This is a genomic window from Roseivirga seohaensis subsp. aquiponti (assembly GCF_001267955.1).
Lineage (GTDB): Bacteria > Bacteroidota > Bacteroidia > Cytophagales > Cyclobacteriaceae > Roseivirga > Roseivirga seohaensis.
This window is the reverse complement of record NZ_JSVA01000009.1, coordinates 45982-59202: the sequence shown is the minus strand read 5'-3', so window position 1 is coordinate 59202 and position 13221 is coordinate 45982. Positions and strand designations below refer to the sequence as shown.

The 13221-nt window shown below is 38.6% G+C and carries 9 protein-coding genes; 5 read left to right on the top strand and 4 right to left on the bottom strand.

The window, feature by feature from the left end; all coding sequences use genetic code 11:
• The first annotated feature begins 31 nt into the window (after positions 1-31).
• On the top strand, positions 32-877 hold the full coding sequence (locus OB69_RS08890; protein ID WP_053223371.1) for a 4-hydroxy-3-methylbut-2-enyl diphosphate reductase: 846 nt from the start codon (positions 32-34) through the stop codon (positions 875-877).
• 23 nt (positions 878-900) lie between these two features.
• On the top strand, positions 901-1587 hold the full coding sequence (locus tag OB69_RS08885; protein ID WP_053223370.1) for a fatty acid desaturase: 687 nt from the start codon (positions 901-903) through the stop codon (positions 1585-1587).
• 70 nt (positions 1588-1657) lie between these two features.
• Here the strand turns inward: OB69_RS08885 and OB69_RS08880 are convergent, their stop codons facing one another.
• Positions 1658-2332: an ABC transporter ATP-binding protein gene (locus OB69_RS08880; protein ID WP_053223369.1), complete on the bottom strand. Its 675-nt coding sequence runs from the start codon at positions 2330-2332 to the stop codon at positions 1658-1660.
• Positions 2333-2492: 160 nt separating this feature from the next.
• Complete coding sequence (locus OB69_RS08875) at positions 2493-3713, bottom strand: Pycsar system effector family protein (protein ID WP_053223368.1); 1221 nt, start codon at positions 3711-3713, stop codon at positions 2493-2495.
• Between the two features lie 23 nt (positions 3714-3736).
• Between OB69_RS08875 and OB69_RS08870 the strand changes: the two genes are divergently transcribed.
• Positions 3737-4636: an SdiA-regulated domain-containing protein gene (locus OB69_RS08870; RefSeq protein ID WP_185096890.1), complete on the top strand. Its 900-nt coding sequence runs from the start codon at positions 3737-3739 to the stop codon at positions 4634-4636.
• A 32-nt stretch (positions 4637-4668) separates the two neighbouring features.
• Positions 4669-8355 carry a metallophosphoesterase gene (locus OB69_RS08865; RefSeq protein ID WP_053223366.1) on the top strand — a complete coding sequence of 1229 codons (3687 nt, stop codon included), beginning with the start codon at positions 4669-4671 and terminating at the stop codon, positions 8353-8355.
• Between the two features lie 8 nt (positions 8356-8363).
• Here OB69_RS08865 and OB69_RS08860 read toward each other — a convergent pair whose 3' ends face one another.
• Complete coding sequence (locus tag OB69_RS08860; RefSeq protein ID WP_053223365.1) at positions 8364-11387, bottom strand: PAS domain-containing protein; 3024 nt, start codon at positions 11385-11387, stop codon at positions 8364-8366.
• Between the two features lie 106 nt (positions 11388-11493).
• Here OB69_RS08860 and OB69_RS08855 point away from each other — a divergent pair, with 106 nt between their 5' ends.
• Complete coding sequence (locus OB69_RS08855; RefSeq protein ID WP_053223364.1) at positions 11494-12273, top strand: LytR/AlgR family response regulator transcription factor; 780 nt, start codon at positions 11494-11496, stop codon at positions 12271-12273.
• Here the strand turns inward: OB69_RS08855 and OB69_RS08850 are convergent.
• The gene (locus tag OB69_RS08850; RefSeq protein WP_053223363.1) at positions 12270-13208 is read right to left on the bottom strand and encodes a hypothetical protein; all 939 of its coding nucleotides are present in this window, start codon (positions 13206-13208) and stop codon (positions 12270-12272) included. The genes OB69_RS08855 and OB69_RS08850 overlap by 4 nt on opposite strands.
• Positions 13209-13221 lie beyond the last annotated feature (13 nt).

The following is a 13221-nucleotide window of genomic DNA, read 5'->3' as shown; positions in this document are numbered from 1 at the left end:
ACAAAATAGTTAAACACTTGTTTGTTACCGCATGTTTGACCTCACTGTAGAAATCGATCCCAGTTCAGGCTTCTGTTTCGGAGTAGTATACGCCATTGAAATGGCCGAAGATATTCTGGACGAAACAGGTATGCTTTATTGCTTGGGAGATATTGTGCATAATGATGAAGAGGTGAGGCGGCTTGAGTCTAAAGGATTGAAAATTATTAATCATGACGAGCTCAAGGAAATAAAGAATGCTCCGGTCTTGATTCGAGCTCATGGCGAACCGCCTTCTACCTACCAACTGGCTTTAGAAAATAATATTGAATTGATCGATGCTTCTTGCCCCGTAGTTTTAAAACTTCAGAATAGAATCAAAAACTCATTCGATAAGGAAGAAAACATCTACATCTATGGCAAACATGGCCACGCTGAAGTAGTTGGGCTTTTAGGTCAGACCAATGAAGAAGCTGTAGTTTTTCAAAATCTAGAAGAACTTGATTTAGCTACATTACCTAAAGAAATAACGCTTTACAGCCAAACCACAAAAAGCACCGATAGCTTTTATGAAATAAACAAGGTGCTGGCAGATAATGGAATTACAGTAAACACAAATGACACGATTTGCCGTCAGGTTTCAAACCGCGACAAAGAATTGAGAAATTTTGCCAAGAATTACGATCGAATTGTGTTTGTGAGTGGCACAAAATCATCAAACGGAAAGGTGCTTTATAATGTGTGTTTAGATCAAAATCCGAATACTTATTTTGTTTCCTCAGTTGCCGATTTGAAAGCTGAGTGGTTTGGTAAAAACGAACGTGTTGGCATTTGTGGAGCTACCTCTACGCCAATGTGGCTAATGCAAGAGGTTCAGCAACACTTGCAGAATCTCTAATTGATTATTCCTTTCTTTGTAATATGAATAGCATCAAAAATCATTTTGGGGTGATTATCGCGCTAATCATTATTATGACTTGGGGAGTTTGCCTTGCCTTTGGCTTGAATTTGAATATCAACTTTTCATCTCCTTTCACTTATCTGCTTATTCTGGTTCAAATGCATTTGTATACGGGTCTTTTCATTACCGCCCATGACGGAATGCATGGTACCATATCTAAAAACAGGCAAACCAATAAACTAATAGGCACGATTAGCGCCTTATTATTCAGTTTCAATTTCTATCATAAACTTTTTCCCAAGCACCACGAACATCATAGATTTGTAGCTACGGATAAAGATCCTGATTATCACAACGGGGGCTTTTTTTCTTGGTATTTCAGCTTTTTAAAACAGTACATTACTTGGCAGCAAATTGTGTTAATGGCCATTAGCTTCAATATTTTAAAGCTCTTTTTTCCGGTGGAAAACCTAATACTGTTTTGGATGCTACCCGCTGTACTCTCTACTTTCCAGCTTTTCTATTTCGGCACCTATTTACCCCATAAAGGCCATCACTCCCCCGACAATAAGCACTTTTCGCGAAGCCAAAAGAAGAACCACCTTTGGGCGTTTTTAAGCTGTTATTTCTTTGGCTACCACTATGAGCATCATGATTCACCAGGTACGCCTTGGTGGCAGTTATATAAGGTGAAGGGGGAAATTTAATCTGAATTTTTAGAAAAAATGAAGGCCACACTTCAGTGTAGCCTCAATTCAAAATTTGGATTATTTTATCTTAATGCGTGCTATCTGTGTCAATGGCGCCATCTACAATATTAATGGTTCGTTTGCCATAGGCCGCGTTTTCTTTGGAGTGCGTTACCTGCACAATCGTCATTCCTTCGCTGTTCAGTTTTTGGAAAAGCTTCATAATTTCTTCAGCTTGATCTGAATGAAGATTACCCGTTGGTTCATCTGCCAAAAGCAATTTTGGCTGACCAATTAGCGCACGTGCTACGCCTACCAATTGCTGCTGCCCGCCTGAAAGCTGCTCTGGGAAAAGATCTTTCTTCGCTACCATCTGGAATCGGTCTAGCATTTCGGCCACCAAACTTTTTCTTTCAGAAGATTTAACGCCTTTATATAAAAGTGGGGTTTCGATGTTTTCGTAAACTGTCAGTTCATCAATTAAATGATAAGCCTGAAAAACGAACCCGATATGGTGTTTATGAAGTTCAGATCGCTTTCTTTCCTTCATCTTATGAATAGGCTCATCTAAAAAGTAATACTCACCTTGCGAAGGCTCGTCAAGCATACCAATAATATTCATCACCGTGGATTTTCCAGCGCCACTTGGCCCCATAATAGTAACAAACTCGCCTTGCTTAATTTCTAGATCGATACCCTTAAGTATGAAGGTTCTTTGGTATTTTGAATCGACAAACTTATCGACATCTTTTAGTTTAATCATTGTGGTTGATTTAGATTCTGACCTTTCTGCATTTACCAATTAACATGCCAAGGCCTAATTTATTCATACTAAGTAGTTAAGCAAAATTTCCTTGTTCAATAATGTACAAATTCGGTCACCTTCGTTCGATTTTGAGACTTCTTTTAATTTGTACCAGCTTCTAAAATGTATAGAAGCTTGGGGTGTCTTGGGGCGGAAAAAACATCATTGCACATAAAAACGCAATAATTGAAAGCACAAAACCAATCATAAAAGTGGTGTATGCTATTCGTAAGAGTCGATATTTTTTACCTAGAACTACCCCTAAAAAATAAATGTCTTTGGTAAGGCTTCCGTATAGGTAATCGCTGTCTTTCATCATCTCTCGCATTCCCCATTGGTAGCGGTCTAATTTCATTTTATGAAAATTACCAAAGAAGAGCAGGTTGGTTTTTTTGTTCAAAACGTCTTCATCGGTGAATACACCAGATGAAACATTGGGTCTTGTGGCTAGAATTGCGAATACAATTGTAAATAAACATACTACCACCAGCATAATGGTTGGAATTACCAAGTTTGGGTATTCATATAATTTTCTAACCAAAACCGAAACCACTACAGAAAGAATAATGGTGTTTACCGAAATCATAATGTTGGCCTTGTTATCTGCCATAGCACTTAACTCTAAATGATTTTTAGAGGTAGTTCTAAACATTGTTTCAATTCCTCGGTCGGGTTTTTGGGCTGCTTTTCGTTCTAGCTTTTCTACTTTCTCTTCGAGCTTCTTAATGTAGTTATCGTTTTGCCCCTTATTTTTCTTTTTTATTGACTTGAGGTTTTTCTTTTTAATAGGCTCTAAATGTTGTTTGCCATATTCAGTAAAATACTCATGATCTTTAAAGAAGTTGAAGTTCATGGTATTCCAGTCCTCCATTTTTATTTCATGCCCTTTAATTTTTTCTACTTCAGTATGCATTTTTTCAGCAATCATACTGTAGTCGTTGCATGCCAAGTGATGTAAGTCGGCATCGCACAGCACCTCTTCTAACAAGTTTTTTGGGGCTTGAGGCATTTGAGTAGCCAAAATACAGCCTTCAACTTTTTGGATGTTTTTTTCGGGGTAACCCTCTTTAATCAGAAACTGACGGGCCATTTCGGCACTCGTTTTTTCATGTTTTATGCAACCAGATTTATAGCCTAAATCGTGAAACCAAGCAGCAATGGTTACAATTTCAAGATCTTCATCAGAAAGGCCACTTTCTTTACCTATGGTTTCTGCGGCCTTCACTACCCTACTGGTGTGGTATAGGTCGTGATAAACAAAGTCAGAAGGAATGTCGTTTTCTAAGACATCTTTCGCATACAATGCTACCTTTTCTAAAATCAAATTCTGATCAATCATTGCTTAAATATAATCTGCTCATTTTGGATTACATAAAACTACCTGCTCTGGTGAATTATATATCTACTATTTTTGTTCGGATGAACATGAAACGAACGTCTATTCTATTCATTATTATATACCTGCTTACTTTTCCCTCTTCGGTTTGGGCTCAAAATAAGGGTGATTTCCCTTATAACCTCGAATCACCTTCTGAAACTTACCGGCTTCCTGCAATTTTAGAGGAGGTGTCAGCCCTTAGTTATTACGCACCAAATCAATTAGCTACACTGAATGACGAACAGGGTAGGGTTTATATCTATGACTTCAACAAACGGGAGATAGTTCAACGCATTCGATTCGAAGGCAATGGAGATTTTGAGGGCTTAGAATTGGTTGGTAAAAACATGTACGCTATTAAAAGCAATGGTAAGCTGTATAAGTTCAATATTGATATTGAAGGGGTTGTTGAGTCGATTGATACTCCCTTTACTTCCGAGAATAATATTGAAGGCTTGGGGTACGACAAGAATAGTAATACATTATTGATTGCCCTAAAAGGAAAAGGAGATATTGACCATGTGAAGGTTAAGGGAAAGGCAGTGTATGGCTATAATCTAACCACTGAAAAGTTTTCGAAAACACCTCTTTTCGTTTTACAAGACAAAGACCTTGAACGGGTACTTGGGTCGAACAGCACAAAATTTCGACCATCTGGAGTAGCGGTTCATCCTATAAGCAATGAAGTTTATATGATTGCTTCCGTGGGTTCTGCATTGGTTGTTTTTAATAATGACGGTAGTCCTAAAAATCTGAGTATTTTAAAGAGAAGTCTTTTTCCTCAACCAGAGGGCATTGCCTTTATGCCTAATGGCGACTTGTTTATATCTAATGAAGGGGAAGATGGAGGAACTATCCATCGTTTCAAAATGAAACAAAAGTGAACCGGTTAATTTTTACACAGTATTACTGCTCTATGAAAAGCATTGTTATAATTACCTTAAGTCTGTTTTTATTCGCAACGTCTGTATATGGTTTTCAAGAAAAGGAACAGCCCATTTACTCGGTTTTTCTGGTTGGCGATGCGGGTGAACCAGGTGAAAACCCTGTTTTGGACCTACTGAAAATAGAACTAGATAAAGTGGGCGATCGTGGTGCAGTGCTGTTTCTAGGTGATAATATCTATCCTCAAGGTATGCCACCTAGAGGGCATAAGCTAAGACCAGATGCAGAAATTGCTATTGATGGACAAATCAACGCGGTTAAAGATTTTCAGGGTAAAAAATTCTTTGTACCTGGCAATCACGATTGGGCACAAGGCCGGCCTGATGGTTTTGATTGGCTAAAGATTCAAGAGAAATATGTGGAAGATAAACTCGATAGCCAAGATGTTTGGGTTCCGACCAGAGGTTGCCCTGGCCCCGTTGAGGTTGATTTAAATGAAAATATCACACTGATTGTGGTAGATACCCAATGGTTTTTACACCGTGGTGACAAACCTGCCGAAGGCTCAGACTGTGAGGCAATTACTATTGTTGATGTAATGGCCAATTTTCAAGATGCCCTAAAAAGGAATGCTCATAAAAAGGTAATAGTAGCTTCGCATCACCCTAAATACACTTATGGAATTCATGGAGGTATTTTTAGTCTAAAGGATCATATTTTTCCATTGACGGCCTCTAGTAGAACTAAGAATTTATATATCCCTTTGCCTGTTTTAGGCTCTATATATCCGTTATACAGAAAATGGTTTGGTAATATTCAAGATACAGCCCATCCGGTCTATCGTCAGTTTCGAGACGCGATGGTTTTGCTTATGAAAAACCATCCAGATATTGTTGATGTAGCTGGCCATGAACATGCGCTTCAGCATATTAAAAAAGAAGGGATAGACTTTATAGTAAGCGGATCGGGCTCGAAAAATAATGCACATGTAAAGCAAAAAGGAGATGCCTTGTTTGCCACCAACACCGTAGGCTATGGTCGTTTAGATTACTATTCAGATGGAAAAACGGAATTAAAATTTATTACTCCAGCAGATGAAAAACCTTCTGAAATATATAGTAAAGTTCTTTCTGAAAAACCTTTTAAACCAGCTCCGGCTAATTTGTTAAAATCCTTTGCTAATGTATCTTTTGCTGGAAAAGACACTCTTTTTGCGGCAAGTGAGCTTTATCATGAGCGAAGTAACTTCCATTTAAAAATGTTTGGAGAGAACTATCGAAATGAGTGGGCAACTAAAATCAATGTTCCGTTTTTTGATATTGGAAGCGAGAAAGGCGGGTTGAAAATTATTAAAAGAGGAGGAGGGCACCAAACCATTTCGCTTAGGTTAGAAGCTGCAGATGGAAAACAGTATGTGCTGAGGTCGATGGACAAGAACCCTGCGCTTACCTTGCCTCAAGAATTTCGTCAAACCTTTATTAAGGACATTGTTCAAGATGGAATTTCGGCTTCGCACCCGTATGCACCTTTTATTATTCCCACACTTGCCGATGCCGCAGGGATTTTCCACGCCAATCCAAAAGTGGTATATATTCCTGACGATCCAAGGTTTGGAATTCACAGACAAGATTTTGCGAATACGTTGGCATTGTTTGAAGAGCGAGCCAACAAAAAGAATATTGAAGAGCCCTTTTTTGGAGAAGGAGACGATGTACTCTCTAGTCCAGATTTGTATGAAAAACTTAGAAAGGATAACGACAACCATGTAGACCAAGTTTTTGTGGCTCGAAATCGCCTTTTTGATTTTTGGCTAGGTGATTGGGACCGTCATGATGACCAATGGAGATGGGTAGAGTACGATAAAAAGGATGACGAAAAACTATACAAGCCCATTCCAAGAGATAGAGATGTAGCCTTTTTTGCAGGTGAAGGAATTTTTAAAAAAATAGCGTCTTCAAAATGGGCTCAACCTGCGCTTAGGGGTTTTCACGATGACATTGATTATATGCCAAGTATGGGTTCTTACCGAATCCGTTACTTCGATCGTATTTTTATGACTGAAGTTTCAATGGGGGAATGGCTTGAACAGGCACGTGAATTAAAAGCTGCCCTAACCGATGAAATCATTGAATCTTCGATTAGACAATGGCCCAATGAAATTTATGACCTACACGGAGAAGAGATAATTAGAAAACTGAAAAACAGGAGGGACAACCTAGAGAAATATGCTAAAGAATATTACCTATTGATTTCAAAAGAGGTAGATATTTTGGCTAGTGACAAACAAGAACTCTTTAAAGTAGAAAGGTTGGATGATGAGCATACTAAAGTTGTGGTTCATAAAATTTCTAAAAAAGGAAACCTAGATAAAATCATTTATGAACGCACATTTAAAACCTCGGAAACAGATGAAATACGCCTTTTTGGTTTTGATGGAAACGATAGGTATGAAATTACTGGGGAAGTAAATAAGGGCATTAAAGTAAGAATTATTGCTGGAGACGATGATGATGTTATTATTGACAATAGTAAGGTGAGAGGCCTCGGAAAAAAGACAATTGTTTATGACACCAAGAGCGGAACGGATTTAGAAACCAGTTCAGAAACCAGAGATTTAACAACAGATAAAGACCCCAATATTAATGCTCATAATCGTCAGGAATTTGATTTTAACCTGTTGGCTCCTTTGGTATCTGTAAACTACAATTCAGATGACGGATTGTTTTTAGGAGGAGGGGTTTTAATTAAAACTGATGGTTTCAGAAAATCTCCTTATGCTACTAAACATAAGATTTCTGGTAACTATGCCGTAGGAACTTCTTCGTATCAATTCTCTTACGACTTAGACGTAATTGATGCTTTCGGAAAGTTGGATTTTGCGTTATCGGCTGATGCTAAGGCTCCTAATTTTGTAAATAACTTCTTTGGAATGGGTAACGAAACGCCTTACGATAAAGACATTGAAGAGAGGTATTACCGAACCAGATTTGAAGAGTATTCGATAAGACCAACCTTAACCTTGAGTCTTGGCAAAGGTGCTTCTATAAATTTCGGGCCTACTTTCAGAACAGTTGAGGTTGAGGAAAGTACAGATCGTTTTATCAATGATTTTGCAAATACCGACCCTTTGGGAGCAAGTGTTTTTGAACAGAAAGTGTATGCGGGTGGAACTTTTGGTTTTCATTTTAATGAAACCTTAGGCCAGCTCATTCCTAAGACTGGATTAAATTTTAATGCTGTTTTAGACTATAACGCTGGTTTTAACTCCTTTTCTGGCAATAGTGCCCAACTCAAAACCGATGCTTCTTTCAGGTGGAGTTTTCGGGAGCCGTCTAGAACGGTATTTGCCACCAGAATGGGTTACCAAAAAGTATTCGGAGACTATGAGTTTTTTCAGTCGGCACAGCTCGATGGTTTTAGTACTTTAAGAGGCTACAGGCGTTTTCGTTTTTCAGGCGAAAGTAGCTTGTATCATCAATTGGAAATGCGAGTGAAACTATTCGATTGGAGATCTTTTTATTTTCCTTCACAAGTGGGAATGATCTTGTTTAACGACTTAGGTAGAGTTTGGGTAGATGGAGAGTCATCTAATAAAATCCATCATGGATATGGTGGTGGCCTTTACGTTACCCCATTCAACTTTGCTGCCATCAACATCTTACTAGCTGTTTCAGAAGAAAGCGTTTTACCACTAGTTAAGTTTGGGTTCTATTTTTAAGTCTACAATTAAACATCAGGTAAATCTATAAAGAAGGAAGTTCCTTTTCCGAGTTCGCTTTCAAATGAAACCGTACCTCCGTGTATTTCTACAAACTGTTTAACAATGATAAGGCCTAGCCCTGTGCCCTCAATGTCGCCAACATTTGTAGCACGCGAAAACGATTCGAAAAGCCCTTTTTGGTCTTTCTCTGGAATTCCGATACCGAAATCTTTGATTTCTACACGAACGCCCACCTTTTTATAAGTTACGATAACTTCTGGGTCGGGCCTGTTTTCAGAATATTTTAAGGCATTATTAATGAGGTTTGAAAGCGAATGACCAATAAGCTGACTGTCGAGTTCAACTTGCCGTTCTTCACCTTCAATTTTAACCAGTACATTCCGAGATTTATGCTGAACGCTGTTTTCTAAAACGACTTGCTTAATAATACCTGTTAAAGAGGTAATGTCTTTTTTAATTACTGTTTTACCAACATCCAATCTACCAAGTGTAAATACATCTTTGAGCAAGGAATTCATCCTTTCTAGCTCTGTTCTTATTCGGCCAACATGTTTTTTGAGTTTGGTATTGGGGTTAGGGTCAGCGTCTAAATACATGTTGATGAGCTCGTTGCTCGACTGAATTGTTGTGAGCGGAGTTCTAAATTCATGCGAGGCCATTGAAATGAAACTCGACTTCAATTTTCCCAGTTGCCTTTCTTTCTCAAGCGCTTTAATTCTTTCAGAAATATCACGTGTAGATGACTGTAAGTATAGGAAGTTTCCATTAGAATCTTCTATTGAACTGTATGATGATTCTACCCATACCCATTCTTCATCTTGGGCCTGAATTCTATACGTGACTTTAACGTTTTTGCTTTTATTTTCGATTACCTGGTTAATAACCGACTGAACAAAGGGCTGCTCTTCAGGATGAATTAAATCAGAATAGAAAGTGTCTAAAAGAGCGTCTTGTTCATAGCCAAGCAAGAATTTTAAAGATGGCGAAATAAATGAAATTCTGCCTTCAAAGTCTTGTAAAGCAATAACATCTCCTGAGTTTTCAGAAACCAGTTTGTATTGCTCTTCTTTTTCATGCAGTTTCTGTTCTGTTAGTACTTTTTCTGTTATATCACGCTTGTTACTTCTAATAAAGATGATTTCACCTGAATCATTCAGAATTACTCCCCCTTGTGCTTCTAACCAACGCCAGTTATTCTCTTTGTCTCTAAATCTGAAAGTAATTTTTTCATCTTTTAATTTTTCATCTATCGTAGCTTTCATTCTGTTAGCCACTTCAGGTAAGTCTTCGGGGTGAATGAATGACATTGAGTTTTGGCCAATCATTTCGTAGGTTTCGTAGCCTAAAATATCTTTCACTGAAGGCGATACAAAGTCATAAACACCATCTGGGTTCATGAGTGTAACAATGTCGTGCGAGTTTTCTGTAATGAGCTTGTAACGTTCTTGGCTTTCTTTTAATTTTTGAGCGGCAATAAATCGCTCTGTTACATCTCTGGTTGAAGTAAGCAGATATAAAGGGTCACCCTCGCTGTCGGTAATTAAACCTCCTCTACTTTCTAGCCATACATAATGGCCGTTTTTATGCTTGGCTTTAAAGGTGACACTGGCCATTTTCGTCTCTTGATTAATTACGTTTAGCATGGCTTGCGATACCTGAATAAGGCCATCTTTTTCGATGAACTCACGTAGTCTAAGCGCTTCTAACTCGGTGGCGTCATAACCAATGATATCTTTAGAGGCCGGGCTTACAAAAATGAAAGTTCCATCGGGAGTTTGTAAGCAAATACAATCACTAGAGTTTTCAGAAATGAGCTTATACTTGGCCTCACTTTCTCTCAGTTTCGACTGCGCTTGTTTAAGTGAAGTAATGTTTGAAAGTGAGCCTACAATTCTTTTTGGAAGGCCTTTGCCTTCACTATAGAGTATTTTTGCCTTAATAAAAATCCATAGCATTAGGCCATCTTTCCCTACCATTCTAGTCTCCATTTCAAGTTCTTCATTTTTGGTTTCGAACTTATGGTGAATGAGCTGAAGAAATTCTAGCCTGTCTTCTTCATGAATAAATTTTGCTAGCAGGTTTTTATCTAGTGGGTTTTTTTGAGGTTTTAAACCCATTGCCTCCCAGAATTGAGGCGAGAGATAAGATTTAGACTTTTTAAAATCGTATTCCCAAATCACATCATTGGTTCCTTCCACCGCCAGTTGGTAGCGGTCATTACTTTGCTTCAGTTCTCTTTCTAATGATTTTCTAACCGTGATATCCTGAAGAATGGTGATGTAACAAGGTTCGTTTTGAAATTCCAGCGGCATTGTCGAGGCGCTTACCCAATATGACCCTCCCTTATTGTTCTGGAGCATGAGCTCGTGATTTTGTACCGATCCGTTTTTCACTAAGGTTTCGAGGTATGACTTACGCCCTTCAAAGTTTTGGTAAAACTGAATTACTTTCTTTCCCAAAAACTCGTCAGGGTTCATTCCATATACCTCAAAAAGCATCTCGTTGGCAAAAATTGCTTTTCCAGTATTTTGAGTTGAAATGAAAACGGGGTCGGGTAAAGCCTCTACAATGCTTTTAAGCCGCTGCTGGCTTAACTCTAAATCTCTTCTAGATCTTCTGATGTCGTCTATATCGGTAGTGATGCCATCTAGCCGAACGGGTTTACCTTCTTTATAAAATACTTTAACCCTATCGCGTACATAACGGTAGTTGTCTTTTCCCCTTAGAGCCCTATACGCATAGTTGCCGCTACCTACATTAAGAACGTTTACCACTTCATCAAGAATTCGTTCTTGGTCATCAGGGTGAATTGTGCTTTGCCATTCCTCTATGGTGGAGGCTGCTTTGTCATAAATTTCACCCGGAGTTCTGGTTAATGGATCGTTTAAATAAATAATTTCATAGGGCTCTACCGACATGTCGATACTCCAAACTACTTCTAAGAGGTTTTTGACTACAGACTCATAATTGATACTTTTTGCGTTTGTATCTGGTATTTCGCTTGTAGAATCATCGAAAACGTTTTGCATAACAACTATGGCCTCTGTGAATTAATTTGTCTAAATTTAAGATAGCATATTCAGTAATTACTGACAAAAAAACAATTCACCCAACACACCTAAATAGAAATTAAAAATGGCTGTAATCAACAATGACTATGACCAATCTCCAAGAATTCTCATAGTTGAAGATGAACCTTTTATTGCGGAAAACCTGCAGGAAATGCTGGGCATTTTCGGTTATGAACAAACCGAAATTGCTAATTCGGCAAATCAGGCAATCAAGGCAATTAAAGCCTCATTACCCGACCTTATACTGCTGGATGTAAAGATAAAAGGCGACCAAGATGGGATAGAGTTAGGAGGTATAATTCATGAGCAGTATAAAGTACCTTTCGTTTACATTACCTCTTATTCTGATAAAGAAACCGTTAACCGCGCAAAACACACTCGGCCATTAGGTTTTATTGTAAAGCCTTTTACCAAAGATGACGTTTATGCGGCCATTGAGGTAGCATTATTTAATAAACAAAGAATTGCGGCCAGCTCAGGCATTAGTAATATATCTACCCTAAACCCAACTACTTATAGCAATGACTCCATCTTCATTAAAAAGAAAACATTGCTAGAAAAAGTAAAGTATTCTGACCTAATGTGGATTGAAGCAGACGGGAATCATATCACTTTACATGCCACTAAAGAAAGAAGCTACACGGTTAGAAAATCACTGAAGGAAATTACGGATAAGCTTCCGAAAGATAAATTTCTTAGGGTACATAAATCGTTTGTAGTACAAGTAGACGCAGTTACCGCCATTGATACGAATCATGTGCATTTGGAAGACAAGAAAATTCCGATTGGCAGGTCGTATTACAATGCCTTTACAGCTACTTTGAATACGATTAGCGCAAGTTAATTTCTTCTGTAAAAAAGTAAGGGAACAGGATCGGCAGAATTCTTTTCGCTTACAGTAAAAAATCCGGAGCCATCTGTTGAAAAGCAGATGGCTTCTCCTTGTGGCTCGGCTGTATAGGCTAATCTGCTAGGTTTTTCAGTTAGCGCATCCTTAACCGTTGTTCCATTGGCTCTGGGCCAGTGGTAAATTTCAAAATAGGTTTTGATCAAAATTTCAGAACCATCCATAGAAATATCACCCCCCACAAAACCAGAGTAGGGCATGTTCATTAAAAACTCTGCGGTGTCCATTTCTATTAATGACTGAGGGTAAGGTAATTTGTAAAGCCCTACTTGCGACTCACGTTTAGAAACGATATAAATGTCTTTGGTCAATGGGTCAACCATTAGGCTTTCGGCATCCCGTGCCCCATTTGAATACACATAATTAATGGCTTCTAAATTCGGTAGTGTTTGCGTACTTGGAATATTTGCGATGTTCAAATCAGGTTCGGCTACTCTGTATATGGTTAAATTAGATCTTCTCGCGCTGTTGTCTCCAATGTCGCCCACGTATAAGTACTGAATAGCGTCATCAGGTCCAGGCCCCATCGCAATATCTTCCCAGTCTATATTTTGAGCTCCTTCTAATCTGGCTTTGCTGGCATCGGCCCCAGTTTTCGACATTAGATATACGATGGGTTCGCCACCGCTATCATTGTGTGTCCATAAATAGTTGCTGTTAGAACGGCTGGCTACAAGGCCTGAGGCTTCGTCAATATCTTCAGAAGCAATTGTACCTACTTCTTGCGCAGCGGAAAATAAATTACTGATTTCAGCATTGTCTGCTGGAGTATCATCGCCAGAAACTTCTTTACAACCTGCGGCTACAAATGTTGTTAGCACAAAAAGTATTAGTCCAGTTTTTAGGGTTTTCATTACAGCCTTAACGCTCATTTTCTTAAAAGTA